The 15,448-nt window shown below is 69.5% G+C and carries 13 protein-coding genes and 1 pseudogene; 1 reads left to right on the plus strand and 13 read right to left on the minus strand.

The annotated features are described in order from the left end of the window. Positions 1-28: 28 nt before the first annotated feature. The 9 genes and pseudogenes from EHO50_RS29240 to EHO50_RS29280 all read right to left on the minus strand — a co-directional run. A complete protein-coding gene (locus tag EHO50_RS29240) occupies positions 29-1,234 on the minus strand; it encodes an acyl-CoA dehydrogenase family protein (protein ID WP_128434208.1) in 1,206 nt (401 codons plus the stop codon). 3 nt (positions 1,235-1,237) lie between these two features. Then, the gene (locus EHO50_RS29245) at positions 1,238-1,765 is read right to left on the minus strand and encodes a MaoC family dehydratase (RefSeq protein WP_030936941.1); all 528 of its coding nucleotides are present in this window, start codon (positions 1,763-1,765) and stop codon (positions 1,238-1,240) included. Positions 1,766-1,770: 5 nt separating this feature from the next. Then, the gene (locus EHO50_RS29250) at positions 1,771-2,745 is read right to left on the minus strand and encodes an HpcH/HpaI aldolase/citrate lyase family protein (RefSeq protein ID WP_128434209.1); all 975 of its coding nucleotides are present in this window, start codon (positions 2,743-2,745) and stop codon (positions 1,771-1,773) included. Next, positions 2,742-4,790: a protein meaA gene (locus EHO50_RS29255; protein ID WP_128434210.1), complete on the minus strand. Its 2,049-nt coding sequence runs from the start codon at positions 4,788-4,790 to the stop codon at positions 2,742-2,744. Before EHO50_RS29255 ends, EHO50_RS29250 begins: the two co-directional genes overlap by 4 nt. Before the next feature lie 31 nt (positions 4,791-4,821). Further along, entirely contained in the window at positions 4,822-6,165 is a 1,344-nt protein-coding gene (gene ccrA / locus EHO50_RS29260; protein WP_128434211.1) for a crotonyl-CoA carboxylase/reductase, read from the minus strand. A gap of 369 nt (positions 6,166-6,534) precedes the next feature. Next, the gene (locus EHO50_RS29265) at positions 6,535-6,723 is read right to left on the minus strand and encodes a hypothetical protein (RefSeq protein ID WP_128434212.1); all 189 of its coding nucleotides are present in this window, start codon (positions 6,721-6,723) and stop codon (positions 6,535-6,537) included. A gap of 633 nt (positions 6,724-7,356) precedes the next feature. Beyond that, positions 7,357-7,575, minus strand: a complete 219-nt coding sequence (locus EHO50_RS29270) for a hypothetical protein (protein WP_062716548.1) — start codon at positions 7,573-7,575, stop codon at positions 7,357-7,359. Between the two features lie 125 nt (positions 7,576-7,700). Further along, on the minus strand, positions 7,701-8,513 hold the full coding sequence (locus tag EHO50_RS29275; protein WP_181449713.1) for a TetR family transcriptional regulator: 813 nt from the start codon (positions 8,511-8,513) through the stop codon (positions 7,701-7,703). Positions 8,514-8,724: 211 nt separating this feature from the next. After that, positions 8,725-10,539 (minus strand): annotated as a pseudogene (locus tag EHO50_RS29280) (3-hydroxyacyl-CoA dehydrogenase family protein); the annotation flags it as partial. A 376-nt stretch (positions 10,540-10,915) separates the two neighbouring features. Between EHO50_RS29280 and EHO50_RS29285 the strand changes: the two are divergent. After that, on the plus strand, positions 10,916-11,491 hold the full coding sequence (locus EHO50_RS29285; RefSeq protein WP_128434213.1) for an adenylosuccinate lyase: 576 nt from the start codon (positions 10,916-10,918) through the stop codon (positions 11,489-11,491). A gap of 56 nt (positions 11,492-11,547) precedes the next feature. On the opposite strand, the gene EHO50_RS29290 is transcribed toward EHO50_RS29285, so the two are convergent. The 4 genes from EHO50_RS29290 to EHO50_RS29305 all read right to left on the minus strand — a co-directional run bounded on the left by EHO50_RS29290 (position 11,548) and on the right by EHO50_RS29305 (position 15,330). After that, positions 11,548-12,081: a GNAT family N-acetyltransferase gene (locus EHO50_RS29290; RefSeq protein ID WP_128434214.1), complete on the minus strand. Its 534-nt coding sequence runs from the start codon at positions 12,079-12,081 to the stop codon at positions 11,548-11,550. Positions 12,082-12,121: 40 nt separating this feature from the next. Continuing rightward, a complete protein-coding gene (locus EHO50_RS29295; protein WP_128434215.1) occupies positions 12,122-12,520 on the minus strand; it encodes a RidA family protein in 399 nt (132 codons plus the stop codon). 52 nt (positions 12,521-12,572) lie between these two features. Then, positions 12,573-14,150, minus strand: coding sequence for an alpha/beta hydrolase (locus tag EHO50_RS29300; protein ID WP_128434216.1), 1,578 nt, complete (start codon positions 14,148-14,150; stop codon positions 12,573-12,575). Between the two features lie 136 nt (positions 14,151-14,286). Further along, a complete protein-coding gene (locus EHO50_RS29305; RefSeq protein ID WP_128434217.1) occupies positions 14,287-15,330 on the minus strand; it encodes an Rv2578c family radical SAM protein in 1,044 nt (347 codons plus the stop codon). Positions 15,331-15,448: the final 118 nt, after the last annotated feature.

The raw sequence follows: 15,448 nt of genomic DNA on the forward strand, positions 1-15,448 counted from the left end.
TCCAAGAAAACACCCCGTATGCGGACAATCAGCCCTGGAACCGATACTCTTCGAGCAACCTGCGACCGATGATCATTTTCTGGATCTCGGCGGTACCTTCACCGATAAGCAGCATCGGAGCCTCACGGTAGAGGCGCTCGATCTCGTACTCCTTGGAGAAGCCGTAGCCGCCGTGGATCCGGAAGGCGTCCTCCACGACCTCCTTGCAGTACTCGGAGGCGAGGTACTTCGCCATCCCAGCCTCAAGGTCGTTTCGTTCCCCGGAGTCCTTTTTGCGTGCCGCGTTCACCATCATGGCATGCGCGGCCTCGACCTTGGTAGCCATTTCGGCCAGCTTGAACTGGATCGCCTGGTGCTGGGCGATCGGCTTGCCGAAAGTGTGCCGCTGCTGGGCGTACTGGACACCGAGCTCGAACGCACGCTGAGCGACACCACAGCCACGTGCCGCCACATTGACGCGCCCGACCTCGACGCCGTCCATCATCTGGTAAAAACCTCGGCCCGTTTCGCCACCGAGCACCCGATTGGCCGGAATTCGCAGGCCGTCCATGATGAGCTCGGTCGTGTCGACGCCCTTGTAGCCCATCTTGTCGATCTTGCCCGGGATGGTGAGGCCGGGGCGGACCTCTCCGAAGCCGGGCTCCTTCTCGACCAGGAAGGTCGTCATCGACTTGTGGGGCGCGGTGCCCTCGGGGTGTCCTTCGTCACTTCGGACGAGTACGGCGACCAGACTTGACGTTCCGCCGTTCGTCAGCCACATCTTCTGGCCGTTCAGGACGTACTCCTCGCCGTCCTTCACCGCCTTCGACGTGATGGCCGACACATCGGAACCCAGGCCCGGCTCCGACATCGAGAAGGCGCCGCGGATGTCGCCGGCCGCCATGCGCGGCAGGAAGTGGTCCTTCTGCTCCTGCGTGCCGTGCTGCTTGAGCATGTACGCCACGATGAAGTGCGTGTTGATGATGCCGGAGACCGACATCCAGCCGCGGGCGATCTCCTCGACGCAGAGGGCGTACGTCAGGAGCGACTCGCCCAGACCGCCGTACTCCTCGGGGATCATCAGGCCGAACAGGCCCAATTCCTTGAGGCCGTCGACGATCTGCTGCGGGTACTCGTCGCGGTGCTCCAGCTCGGTGGCGACCGGGATGATCTCCTTGTCCACGAAGTCGCGGACGGTGGAGAGGATCTCCTGCTGGATGTCGGTCAGACCGGCGGTCTGGGCGAGACGGGCCATGGCTTACTTCTCCGACTTCTTTTCCGCAGGTGCGGTGAGCTCGGGGCGGCCGGGCTGCTCGCCGCCGCGCTCCTTGATGTACGTCTCGGTGGGGACCATGACCTTGCGGCGGAACACGCACACCAGCGTGCCGTCCTGCTTGTAGCCCTTGGTCTCGACGTAGACGATGCCGCGGTCGTTCTTCGACTTCGACGGCCACTTGTCGAGCACGGTCGTCTGGCCGTAGATCGTGTCGCCGTGGAAGGTCGGCGCCACGTGCTTGAGCGACTCGATCTCCAGGTTGGCGATCGCCTTGCCGGAGATGTCCGGCACGCTCATGCCGAGCAGCAGCGAGTAGATGTAGTTCCCGACGACGACGTTCTTGCCGAAGTCCGTCGTCTTCTCCGCATAGTTGGTGTCCATGTGGAGCGGGTGGTGGTTCATCGTCAGGAGACAGAACAGGTGGTCGTCGTACTCCGTGACCGTCTTGCCCGGCCAGTGCTTGTACGTCGCCCCGACCTCGAACTCCTCGTAGGTGCGTCCGAACTGCATCGCGCTCAGGCCTCCGGGATCTCGAACTTGCTGGTGCGCTGCATGCCGGCGGCGCGTCCCTTGCCGGAGATGACCAGGGCCATCTTGCGGCTGGCCTCGTCGATCATCTCGTCGCCGAGCATCGCGGAGCCCTTCTTGCCGCCCGCCTCGGACGTGTAGTAGTCGTACGCGTCCAGGATCAGCTCGGCGTGGTCGTAGTCCTCCTGAGACGGCGAGAAGATCTCGTTGGACGCCTCGACCTGGCCCGGGTGCAGCACCCACTTGCCGTCGAAGCCGAGGGCCGCGGCGCGCTGGGCCACCTCGCGGTAGCCGTCGATGTTGCGGATCTGCAGGTAGGGGCCGTCGATCGCCTGGAGGTTGTTGGCGCGGGCGGCCATCAGGATCTTCATCAGGATGTAGTGGTAGGCGTCCGCCGGGTAGCCGGGCGGCTGCTCGCCCACGACCAGCGACTTCATGTTGATCGACGCCATGAAGTCGGCCGGGCCGAAGATGATCGTCTCGACGCGCTGGGAGGCCGTCGCGATCTCGTTGACGTTGTTCAGGCCCTGGGCGTTCTCGATCTGCGCCTCGATGCCGATCTTGCCGACCTCGAAGCCCATCGTCTTCTCGATCTGCGTCAGCAGGAGGTCGAGGGCGACGACCTGCTGGGCGGTCTGCACCTTCGGCAGCATGATGCAGTCGAGGTTCTGGCCGGCTCCCTCGACGACCGTGACGACATCGCGGTACGTCCACTCGGTCGTCCAGTCGTTGACGCGCACGACCCTCGTCTTGCCCGTCCAGTCACCCTCGTTGAGGAACTTGACGATGGTGTGCCGCGCCTCGGGCTTGGCGAGCGGGGCGCAGGCGTCCTCCAGGTCCAGGAAGACCTGGTCGGCGGGGAGGCCCTGGGCCTTCTCCAGGAAGCGGGGGTTGCTTCCCGGCACGGCGAGGCAGGAGCGCCGCGGGCGAAGGCGGTTGACCTGCGGGGCGGGCGTGGTCATGCGGGGACCTCCAGGGGGTCGAGCTTGTTCGCTTTCCGGATCTCGTCGACGATGCGGCCGATGATTCCGGTGATGTCGAAGTCCTTCGGGGTGAAGACGGCGGCCACTCCGGCGGCCCTGAGCTGCTCGGCGTCACCATTCGGGATGATGCCACCGGCGATCACCGGTATATCTGTGGCACCGGCCACACGGAGCCGCTCCAGCACGTCCGGCACGAGCTGGGCGTGCGAGCCGGAGAGGATGGACAGCCCGACCGCGTGCACGTCCTCCGCGAGGGCCGCGTCCACGATCTGCTCGGGCGTCAGCCGGATCCCCTGGTAGACGACCTCGAAGCCGGCGTCACGGGCCCGCACGGCGATCTGCTCGGCGCCGTTGGAGTGCCCGTCCAGGCCGGGCTTGCCGACCAGGAAGCGGAGCTTGCCGACGCCCATGTCCTTGGCGGTCAGGTCGACCTTGCGGCGGACCAGCGACAGGGCCGAGCCCTCCTCGGCGGGGATCGCCACCGGGGCCGACGACACACCGGTCGGCGCCCGGAACTCGCCGAACACCTCGCGCAGCGCCCCGGCCCACTCGCCGGTCGTGACACCGGCGCGGGCGCACTCCAGGGTGGCCTCCATGAGGTTGCCGGTGCCCTTGGCGGCCTCCTTCAGCTTCTCCAGCGCCTTGCACGGGCGCGGGTGGTTGAAGGGCGGCTGGTAGCGGGTGTCGCGCCAGTTCTGGAGCCCGGCGATCACCCGGGCCTCGACGGCCGGGTCCACCGTCTGGATCGCCGTGTCCAGATCGGCGGTCAGCGGGTTCGGCTCAGTGCCCTCGAAGGCGTTGACACCGATGATCTTCTCCTGGCCGGACTCGATCCGGCCCCGGCGCTCGGCGTGCGAGGCGACCAGCTGCGACTTGAGGTAGCCGGACTCGACGGCGGCCATCGCGCCGCCCATCTCCTGGATGCGGTCGATCTCCGCGAGCGAGGCCTCGACCAGCTCGTCCACCTTCGCCTCGATCACCTTCGAGCCCTCGAAGATGTCCTCGTACTCCAGCAGGTCGCTCTCGTACGCCAGCACCTGCTGGATCCGCAGCGACCACTGCTGGTCCCAGGGCCGGGGCAGGCCCAGCGCCTCGTTCCAGGCGGGCAGCTGCACGGCACGCGCGCGTGCGTCCTTCGAGAGGGTCACGGCCAGCATCTCGAGGACGATCCGCTGGACGTTGTTCTCCGGCTGCGCCTCGGTCAGACCGAGGGAGTTGACCTGGACGCCGTACCGGAAGCGGCGCTGCTTGGGGTTCTCGATGCCGTACCGCTCGCGCGTGACCTTGTCCCAGATCCGCCCGAACGCCCGCATCTTGCACATCTCCTCGATGAAGCGGACGCCCGCGTTCACGAAGAAGGAGATACGGGCCACGACGTCCCCGAACTTCTCGGCGGGGACCTGCCCTGAGTCGCGCACGGCATCGAGAACCGCGATCGCGGTGGACATCGCGTACGCGATCTCCTGGACCGGCGTGGCGCCCGCCTCCTGCAGGTGGTAGCTGCAGATGTTGATCGGGTTCCACTTCGGGATGTGGGAGACGGTGTACGCGATCATGTCCGTCGTCAGCCGGAGTGAGGGCCCCGGCGGGAAGACATGGGTTCCCCGCGACAGGTATTCCTTGACGATGTCGTTCTGGGTCGTGCCCTGGAGCTTGGTGATGTCCGCGCCCTGCTCCTCGGCGACGACCTGGTAGAGCGCCAGCAGCCACATGGCGGTGGCGTTGATCGTCATCGAGGTGTTCATCTGCTCCAGGGGGATGTCCTGGAACAGCCGGCGCATGTCACCGAGGTGCGCGATCGGCACGCCGACCCGGCCGACCTCGCCGCGGGCGAGGATGTGGTCGGAGTCGTAGCCGGTCTGCGTCGGCAGGTCGAACGCGACCGACAGGCCGGTCTGCCCCTTGGCGAGGTTGCGCCGGTACAGCTCGTTGGACGCCTCGGCCGTGGAGTGACCGGCGTACGTGCGCATGAGCCACGGCCGGTCCTTCTCCCGCGCGCCTTCGGCGGGCTGACGCTCAGTCATCTATGACCTCGGGTGTCTCAGATGGTGCGGATCAGATGTTGCGGAAGCGGTTGATGGCGTCGATGTGCTTGGCGCGCATCTCCTCGTCGCGCACGCCGAGGCCCTCCTCGGGGGCGAGGCACAGGACGCCGACCTTGCCCTGGTGGAGGTTGCGGTGCACGTCGAACGCGGCCTGCCCGGTCTCCTCCAGGGAGTAGACCTTCGACAGCGTCGGGTGGATCTTGCCCTTCGCGATGAGCCGGTTGGCCTCCCAGGCCTCGCGGTAGTTGGCGAAGTGCGAGCCGATGATCCGCTTCAGCGACATCCACAGGTAGCGGTTGTCGTACTGGTGCATGTAGCCCGAGGTCGAGGCGCAGGTGGTGATGGTGCCGCCCTTGCGCGTGACGTAGACCGAGGCACCGAACGTCTCGCGGCCGGGGTGCTCGAAGACGATGTCGATGTCCTCACCGCCGGTGAGCTCGCGGATGCGCTTGCCGAAGCGCTTCCACTCCTTCGGGTCCTGGGTGTTCTCGTCCTTCCAGAACTTGTAGCCCTCGGCGTTGCGGTCGATGATCGCCTCGGCGCCCATCGACCGGCAGATGTCCGCCTTCTGGTCGCTGGAGACGACACAGATCGGGTTGGCGCCGCCGGCCAGCGCGAACTGCGTGGCGTACGAGCCGAGTCCGCCGCTCGCGCCCCAGATCAGGACGTTGTCGCCCTGCTTCATGCCGGCGCCGTTGCGGGAGACCAGCTGGCGGTAGGCGGTGGAGTTGACCAGACCGGGAGCGGCGGCCTCCTCCCAGCTCAGGTGGCCGGGCTTCGGCATCAGCTGGTTGGACTTGACCAGCGCGATCTCGGCGAGGCCGCCGAAGTTCGTCTCGAAGCCCCAGATCCGCTGCTCGGGGTCGAGCATCGTGTCGTTGTGACCGTCGCTGGACTCCAGCTCGACGGAGAGGCAGTGCGCGACGACCTCGTCACCGGGATTCCAGGAGTTCACGCCCGGGCCGGTGCGCAGGACGACGCCCGCGAGGTCGGAGCCGATGATGTGGTACGGCAGGTCGTGCCGCTTGGCCAGCTCGCTGGTGCGGCCGTAGCGCTCCAGGAACCCGAAGGTGGACAGCGGCTCGAAGATCGAGGTCCACACCGAGTTGTAGTTGACCGAGGAGGCCATGACGGCCACCAGGGCCTCGCCCGGGCCGAGCTCGGGCAGCGGCACGTCGTCGAGGTGGATCGACTTGCGCGGGTCCTTGTCGCGGGTCTCCAGACCCGCGAACATCTCCGTCTCGTCCTTGTGCACGGTGATCGCGCGGTACGACTCGGGGAGCGGCAGAGCGGCGAAGTCGGCCGGCGTCGATTCCGGCGACTGGATCGCGTCCAGAATGTCCTTCACGGTCACGGTGTTGCCTCCGGCGGTGAGCACCCTGAGGGAGGGGTGCTGAGGGTTACGTCGGTGCTGCTGAGGGTTTTTGGTGGGTGCCGTCGGTTCGGCGGGTGGTGCTGTTCGGCAGCGCTTTGTGGCGCGGGAGGTTGCCTGTGACGCAGGCGCCGGGCGCGCAGACCCCGGGAGGGGTTTGCGGGGACAGCCGACGTACGAAAGGTCTCTGCACGCCGGCCGCCCGGACTCTTTCAACGTATGGCACCGCGTGTCACGTGGCAAGGCACTGGGTGCCAGAACTTGCTCTCAGATGAAATCTTTACGTAACAAATGAGCGATGATCGATCAAAGCTACCTGTGAGTAGGTATCAATCGGTTGTTAATCGGTTGTTAAAGGGCGTCGGCCAGACAGGCCCGGGTCAGCTCCCCGTTCCGCTCGGCGCTCCGGACGAGCTGGAAGCCGCACTCCACCCACGCGATCAGCGTCTCCCGCGACGTCGTCCAGTCCTCGCGCTCGCGCAGCCCGCCCAGCGGGGTCGCCGCGTACCGGGCGCGTTCCAGCCGCACCGCCGACGCCACCAGCCCGTTCGTTGGTCCCCTGCTGCTCGCCGAGCCGGAGGGGGTGCTGCAGGGCGTGGCGCTGGCCGAGACGGAGCCTGCCCTGGGGCCCGCTGCCTGGGCCGGGTTCCTGGTGGAGCGTCAATGGGCCGTGGGTCCCGGGCAGTTCGTGGACACGTCGGCCGAGCGGCTGCGGCGCGGCGGGCCGAGCTGGTGGAGTAGGTGCGGGTGAAGGCGGGGCGGCGGGCGTCGAGGTCTGTACGAGCGCGGGGACCTGTCACGCGGACGCGGTGGTGATCGCCGCGGGTGTCTGGGGCCGGGAGGTGAGCGCCTCGCTGGGGGTGCGGATCGAGGTGGCTGCGGGGAAGGGCTACAGCTTCGCCGGGGCGGCCGAGTCGCTGCCGAGGAGCCGTCCCGTCGCCGGGGCCGACATGTTGTGGCCGGTGGCCAGCAGGACGCGAGGGCGGCCTGACACAGGGCCGATAAGGGGCAGCCCGTCCGGGCTCACCCGGCGCGGCCCTGCCGGAAGCGGCCCGGGTCCCGGTCGAACTCCATCGCCCCGGCGACCCGCACCCCCTTGCCCAGCAGCGCCAGCACCACCTTCACCGACCGGTTGGCGCCGGGCCGCTCCGTCCGACGTCTTCAGCGTCGGCGCTAGGCGCCCAGGCCGAGCAGCGCCACCTGCAGGGGGAGCGCAGGCTCCTCGGGGAGGGCGGGCGGCTCCTCACCGCGGCCCGTGTGCGTGGGCGGGACGGCGCGCAGGCCCTTGATGCCGTCGGCGGCCCACTTCGCGTCCGTCGCGGGGAGGGACAGGGTCATGCGCCGCCCGTCGGCCAGCGTGGCTTCGAGCTTGGTCGGGTCGTTCGCCTGCATGGCAACTCACTTCCGTCGCGCACCATGAAGATCCAGCTTCGATACGGAGGACGGACGTGCGTGCGAAATGGTTCCCTAAAGGGACACGCGGCGACGGCCTGGGTCCGGGCCTGCGGGCCTGCGCCCTAGGCCCGCTCCTTCAGCGCCTGCTCGATGGTGCGCATTACCTCGTCCAGTGGCGCGTCGGTCCTGGCCACCGCCACCAGCACTTCCCCCTGTGCGGCCACGGAGGCCGGCGTCGTGTGCGGCGTGGTCTCCCGGCCCGCCCCGATCCCCGTCCCGAAGGTCCGCCGTACGATCGCGAAGGCGTGGTCGAGCTGTGCCTCCACGTCGCCCTGGCCGCCCGCGCGCAGCCAGCGCCGCAGGACGTGGTTGTGCGCGGTGACCACGGCCGACGCGGCGACCTCCGCCAGCAGCGGGTCGTCGTTGGCGTCGTCGTCGTGCGCGTGCTCGTCGAAGTGGCCGAGGAGGTAGCGGGTGAAGAGGCGCTCATAGCGGGCCACCGACGCGATCTCGGCCTCGCGCAGCGTGGGCACCTCGCGCGTGAGCTTGTAGCGGGCGACCGAGATCTCCGGCCGGGCCGCGTACATCCGCATGACTTCCTTGATGCCGCGGCACACCGTGTCGAGCGGGTGCTCATGGGCCGGAGCGGCGTTCAGCACCGCCTCGGCGCGGATCAGGGTGTCGTCGTGGTCCGGGAAGATCGCCTCTTCCTTGGAGCGGAAGTGGCGGAAGAACGTGCGGCGGGCGACCCCGGCCGCGGCCGCGATCTCGTCGACGGTGGTCGCCTCGTACCCCTTGGTCGCGAACAGCTCCATCGCCGCTGCCGCCAGTTCGCGGCGCATCTTGAGCCGTTGGGCGGCCGCGCGACTGCCTGCGGCACTTTCCGGCGCGTCGGGCGTGGCTGGTGTACGTGAGGACTTGGCGGGCTGGGGCATGACCCGAACGTACTGCATGTGCGCAGCTTGATGCGCATGCACGGGGTTTCCCCCGCCCTGGGCAGGCGGGGGAGTGCCGGGGCGGGCGGGTGGCGGCGAGCTGCTTCGGTCGGCTGGGGGAGAGCTCCGCGGGGCGGGCGGGGGCGGGCCGCCGGGGTCCAGCAGCCCGCCCCACACCAGACCGCGGCTGAACCACTCGCCGGGCCGCGCAGCGCCCGGCCAAGTCGCGGAAGCCGCGGCCCGTCTTGCGGCCGAGGCAGCCCGCGGCCACCAGGTGCTCCAGGAGCGGCGCCGGAGCGAGGCCGGGGTCGCGGAACTCGCGGTGCAGGACCTTCTCGATCGCGAGGGAGACATCGAGCCCGACGACGTCCAGCAGCTCGAACGGACCCATCGGGTAGCCGCCGCCCAGCTTCATCGCCGCGTCGATGTCGTCGAGCGTCGCGTAGTGCTCCTGCACCATCTTGATCGCGTTGTTCAGGTACGGGAACAGCAGGGCGTTCACGATGAAGCCCGCACGGTCACCGCAGTCCACGGCGTGCTTCTTGATCTTGCCGCAGACCTCGCGGACCGTGGAGTGGACGTCGTCGGCCGTGAGCACCGTACGGACGACCTCGACCAGCTTCATCGCCGGCGCCGGGTTGAAGAAGTGCATGCCGATCACGTCCTGCGGACGCGAGGTGGCGCGGGCGCAGGCGACGACGGGCAGTGACGAGGTGGTGGTGGCCAGCACCGCGCCCGGCTTGCAGACCTTGTCCAGCGTGGCGAACAGCTGCTGCTTGATCTCCAGGTCCTCGGCGACGGCCTCGACGGCCAGATCGACGTCGGCGAACGCGTCGTACGAACCCGCCGCGGTGATCAGGTCCAGGGTCTGCGCGGCGGCCTCGGCGGTCATCCGCCCCTTGTCGACAGAGCGAGAAAGGGACTTGCCGATACGGGCCTTCGCGGCCTGCGCCTTCTCCTCGCTGCGGGCGGCGAGCACGACCTCGTACCCGGCCTTGGCGAAGACCTCGGCGATCCCGGAGGCCATGGTTCCGGAGCCCGCGACACCGACGGACCGGACCGTACGGCCGGGGGTCGGAGCAGCGCCGTCCAGCGGAGTCAGCGCGTCCCGCACGACGGTGGCGCTGCCCGGCGCCTCGTACGTGTAGAAGCCGCGGCCCGACTTACGGCCCGTCAGGCCCGCCTCGCTGAGCTGCTTGAGGATCGGGGCGGGGGCGTGCAGCCGGTCGTTGGACTCGGCGTACATGGCCTCCAGGACCCTGCGCGCGGTGTCGATGCCGATCAGGTCGAGCAGGGCCAGCGGGCCCATCGGCAGCCCGCAGCCGAGCCGCATCGCGGCGTCGATGTCCTCGCGGGAGGCGTACTTCGCCTCGTACATCGCGGCCGCCTGGTTGAGGTAGCCGAACAGCAGCCCGTCGGCGACGAAACCGGGCCGGTCGCCGACCGCGACGGGCTCCTTGCCGAGGTCGAGGGCGAGGTTCGTGACCGCGGTGACGGCCGTCGGTGCGGTCAGCACGGACGAGACGACCTCGACCAGCCGCATCGCCGGCGCCGGGTTGAAGAAGTGCAGTCCGAGCACGCGCTCGGGGCGGGACGAGTCGGCCGCCAGGCGCGTGACCGACAGGGCGTTGGTTCCGGTCGCCAGGATCGTCTCGGGGCGCACGATCCCGTCCAGCTCACGGAAGATCTGCTGCTTGATCTCGTACGACTCCGGCGCCACCTCGATGACCAGGTCGGCGTCGGCCGCGGCCCGCAGGTCGGTGAAGGTGCGGACCCGGGCGAGGGCGTCCGTGCGCTCGTCCTCGGTCAGCCGGCCGCGCTGCACGGCACGGGCGGTCGAGGTCTCCAGGGCGGCGACGGCATTGGCGGCAGCGGCCTCGCTGATGTCGATGCCGATGACCTCGCGACCGGCCTTGGCCAGGACCTCGGCGATGCCGGTGCCCATGGTGCCGAGGCCGACGACGGCAACGGTCTTGAGCGGGGACAGAGGGGTGTCGGACGCGGTGTCGGACAGGGGAGTGGCCATCGCGGGACTCCAGGAATGAGGGTGACGACTGGAAACGCGCCCGGGTGCGCCGAGGAGGCGCACCGGGTGCGGAAAGGAGTGAGTGCGGGTGTTGCCGGGCTACTGGCGCACACGCCCGGTGCCATCACCGGGGGCGCGCACACGCCCCGGGGAACGGCGGATCCGACCGGCCCTGTCCCGGAGCCGAGTCGTACTGAGGTACCTGATGTACCGAACCGACCAACACTCGCGGCGGCTGCGTCACCAGGCCGCTGCAAGCAAATCTGCGAGTGGGTGACTCGCTCGTATGAGCTTAACCGGTGGGTAACGAGCGCGCCAGACCTCGTCTTTGTGATGTAGGTCCCGCGAGGCGCGCCGCTTGCATACGCTCGGCTTCATGGACGAAGAGTTGCGATCACTCACGGAGCGCTTACGGCAGGAGTCCGGGGCGTCGGCCGCGTACGACCGCCTCGTGGTGACCGAGGACCTCGACGAACTCGCCGATGTGCTCACCGCGCCGGGACAGCCGCTGTGGGCCAGGGAGCTGGCCGCGTTCCGACTGGGCCTCGCCGGGGACCGCCGGGCCTTCGAGTCCCTCGTCCTGCTGCTCAACCACCGCGATCCGGAGCGCTGTGTCTCCGCCGCCCACGCCCTGGCCCGGCTCGGCGACCCACGCACGGCCCGCGCGGCGGCCGCGCTCGCCACCAACGAACTCCGCGTCGCCTACGCCCTGCACCCGGTCCGGCTCCTGGTCGAGCTGCGCGCCCCCGAGGCCGTACCCGCCCTCATCACCACCCTGGAGCGCCGGCTGCGCCCGCACGACCCCTACCGCCGCGTGGCCCTCGCCTGTGTGGAGGGCCTCGGCACACTCGGCGACACCCGGGCCAGACGCGTGCTGAACGAGGCGCTGGCCCACCCGGCACTCGCGGAGGCGGCGGTACACGCACTGGCGCGGATCCCGAGACAGCGGTAGGCCTGCGGAGGGGGCGACAACCTGCGGCGGCCGTCAGCGGCGACCCGCGCAGGCCGTCAGCCGGCACCCAGCTCCCGCGTGTACCGCACCTCGGGCACCTTGGTGCCGTCCACCTCGAACGGCTCCTCGGTGCCGTCCGCCCGGAACCCCGCCCGCTCGTAGAAGCGCCGGGCACGGGTGTTGTGCTCGAGGACCCAGAGCAGCATGCGAGCGTGCCCGGCGGTCGTGCACCGGCGTACCGATTCCTGGAGCAGGGCGTGGCCGATGCCGTCGCCGTACCGTCCGGGGTCCACGTAGAGGGCGTACAACTCGGCGTCCTCGGTGCGCGCCTCGCCGTCGCGGTATGGGCCGTGGCAGGCCCAGCCGACGATCTCGCCGCCCCGCTCGGCGACCAGGTTCACCACAGTCCCGTCGGCCTGCGAGAAGTGGGCGCGGCGGCGTTCGGCGTCCTGCGCGACGTCGAGGGCGTCCAGGTAGGACTGCGGCATCAGGCCCTTGTAGGCGCTCTGCCAGCCGCCGATGCGGATCTCGGCGACGCGGTCGCAGTCGGCCAGGGTCATGGGGCGGATCAGTATGCCTTCGTCGTCCATGACGGCACCGTAGACACCGCCCACCGGGGTTCGCCTGCGATTAACCCGGCACCACCGCGAACGCCTCGACCTCCATGAGGAACTCCGGCCGCACCAGCCCGGCGACCTGCACCGCCGAGGCGGCGGGCAGCCGGTCGTCGGGTATGTGCTCGGCGCGGGCCGCGCGGATCGCGGGCATGTGCGCCATGTCCGTGACGAAGTAGGTGAGTTTGACGACGTCGTCGAAGGTGGCGCCGGCCGCCGCCAGGCAGCGCCGCAGATTCTCGAAGACCTGGCGTGCCTGGGCCGCCGGGTCGCCCTCGCCGACGAGCTTGCCGTCCTCGTCCAGGGCGAGTTGGCCGGAGACGGCGACGAGACGGCCGGTGCCGAGCACGACATGCGTGTACTGCGCGGCGGGGGCGACCCCGTCGGGGGCGGGAATCCTGGTCAGCTCACTCATAGGTCCATGGTGGACCATGGGTCTGACAACGCCCCCGACGGGCCGTCAGGCGCTAGCGGCGGAAGCCCAGCAGCCCATGCAGTTCGGCGCCGCGTGACGACGTGGCGGCGACCTTGGAGCTCAGCGGCTTCGGGTCGGGCTGCGCCTCGCACACCGCGTCGACCGCACCTCGGCCGCGCGGCACCGTGCCGTCGGCGAGGTAGGCCGCGAGGTGCTTGTCCAGGCAGGCGTTCCCGCCCAGCGTGATGCCATGGTTACCGCCGCCCTGCTCGACCACCAGACTGGAGCGGGCCAGCAGCCGGTGCACCGTGACGGCACCCGCGTACGGGGTGGCCGCGTCCTCGGTCGCCTGGAACAGCAGCACCGGCGGCGCCTTGCTGTTGGCCACGCTGACCGAGGGGAGCGAACTCGTCGGCCAGAAGGCGCACGGCGCGTTGTACCAGGCGTTGTTCCAGGTCATGAACGGCGCCTTCGCGTACACGGCCCAGTTGTCCGTCCGCCACTCCTGCCAGTCGCGCGGCCAGGCGGCGTCACGGCACTGCACCGAGGTGTAGATGCTGTAGCCGTTGTCGTCGGACGCGTCGGCGGCACCGAACTTCTCGTACGCCTCGACCAACGGGTCGGCGTTCTTGCCGTTCACATACGCCGCGAAAACCTCGGCGAGGTAGGGCCAGTAGCCGTTGTAGTAGCCGCCGGGGATGTAGGTGTCCTCCAGCTCGGAGGCGCCCACCTTGCCGCCGGCCGCCCTCCTGGCCAGAGCCGCCCGCATCGCGTACCACTTGGCCTCGACCTTCTCCGGATCCCTGCCGAGCCGGTACGTCGTGTCGTGCTTGGCGATCCAAGCCATGAAGGCGCGGTGTCGGGCGTCGAAGGCGTGGTCCTGCGCGAGGTTGTCGTCGTACCAGACGCCGGTGGGGTCGACGACCGAGTCCAGGGCCGCGCGCCGCACCCGCTCCGGGAAGAGCTTCGCGTAGACCGCGCCGAGATAGGTGCCGTACGAGTAACCGAAGTAATTGATCTGCCGCGCGCCGAGTGCCGTACGGATGCGGTCCATGTCCCGCACGGAGCTGATGGTGTCGATGTACGGCAGCACGTCCCCGTACTTCTCGCCGCACGCCCGCGCGAAGGCCTCGGCGCGCAGGAGGTTGGCCTGCTCGATCTGCGACGTGCTCGGCACGGCGTCCCGGCGCACCGCGGCGAAGTGGCCGGGCTTGCAGTCGAGGGCCGGCTTGCTCTTGCCGACTCCGCGCGGGTCGAAGCCGATGACGTCGTACTGTGCCGCCACCGCCTTGGGCAGCGCGGAGGCCACGAATCCGGCGAGCGTCAGACCGCTGCCGCCGGGGCCGCCGGGGTTGACCAGAAGTGGGCCCTGGTACTTCTTCGCGGTGTGGGGGATGCGGGACAGCGCGAGCGTGATCTGCCGTCCCCGCGGACGGGAGTGGTCGAGCGGAACCTCCAGGGATGCGCACTGCAGCGTCGGGTACTTCTTGGTGCCGCACTTCTTCCAGGTGAGGGGGGCGGTGTGAGCGGTGTCCGCGGTGGACGGAGGGCTCGCCTCGGCGGGGACGGCCGTCAGGGCCCCGGCCACGACGGCGGCGGCGCCGCACAGTACGGCTGCGCGTTCTCTCATGGGGTCCTTCCAGGACGGAGGGGCACGGACCGCGAGTGTCGCGGTCCCTGCCGCATTCGTCCCGGAAAGGACGCCCGGAAGAACTCGTTCCGGCGGGACATGACCCGATTGGGTCGAGGGATGCGCCCCAATGCCCTCAGATGAGTGAGAGTTGGGTCGGTTCGGACCGCGTGTGCTCGGCGGGCTCCGGCTCCGGCTCACGGATCCGCCGCGGCATGCCCGCGCGCGCGGGGCCGATGCCGTACTCCTGCGCCAGCTCGTGGACCTGGCGGGTGATCCGGCGCTGGTACCACTTCGGCGCGTAGGCACCGTCCGCGTACAGCCGCTCGTAACGGCGGACCAGATACGGGTGGTGCCGGCCGAGCCAGGCCATGAACCACTCGCGGGCCCCCGGCCGCAGATGCAGCACCAGCGGCGTGACGGAAGTGGCCCCGGAGGCGGCGATCGCCCGCACGGTCGCGCGCAGTTGGGCCGGGTGGTCGCTCAGGAAGGGAATCACCGGCGCCATCAGCACACCGCACCCGAGGCCGTGCTCGGTCAGGGTGCGTACGACGTCGAGGCGGCGCTCGGGGGCGGGCGTGCCCGGCTCCACGGTGCGCCACAGCTCGGGGTCGGTGAAGCCGACCGAGACGGAGATGCCGACGTCCGTCACCTCGGAGGACTGCTTCAGCAGGTCGAGGTCGCGCAGGATCAGCGTGCCCTTCGTCAGGATCGAGTAGGGGTTGGCGTGGTCGCGCAGGGCGGCGAGGATGCCCGGCATCAGGCGGTAGCGGCCCTCGGCACGCTGGTAGCAGTCCACATTCGTGCCCATCGCTATGTGCTCGCCCTGCCAGCGCCGTGAGGAGAGCTGGCGGCGCAGCAGCTCCGGGGCGTTGACCTTGACCACGATCTGGGAGTCGAAGCCGAGCCCGGTGTCGAGGTCCAGATAGCTGTGGGTCTTGCGGGCGAAGCAGTACACGCACGCGTGCGAGCAGCCCCGATAGGGATTGACCGTCCACTCGAAGGGCATCCGCGAGGCGCCCGGCACCCGGTTGAGGATCGAGCGCGCCCGGATCTCGTGGAACGTGATGCCGGCGAATTCGGGCGTGTCGAAGGTGCGGGTCACTACGGCGTCCGCGCCGAACAGCGCGGAGTCGGCCCGGCTGTGGTCGGACTCCAGGGTGAGGTTCTCCCAGCGCATGAGGCCTCCTCGGTAGCACTGACCCCAGAATAGAACACATGTTCCCTTGATCGTGCGACCTATATCCCGCGCTTCGTTTTCGATCGATGTGTGATCGCTTCGGGGAGCCGATCGGGAC

It is taken from the genome of Streptomyces cyaneus (genome assembly GCF_004028635.1).
Lineage (GTDB): Bacteria > Actinomycetota > Actinomycetes > Streptomycetales > Streptomycetaceae > Streptomyces > Streptomyces cyaneus.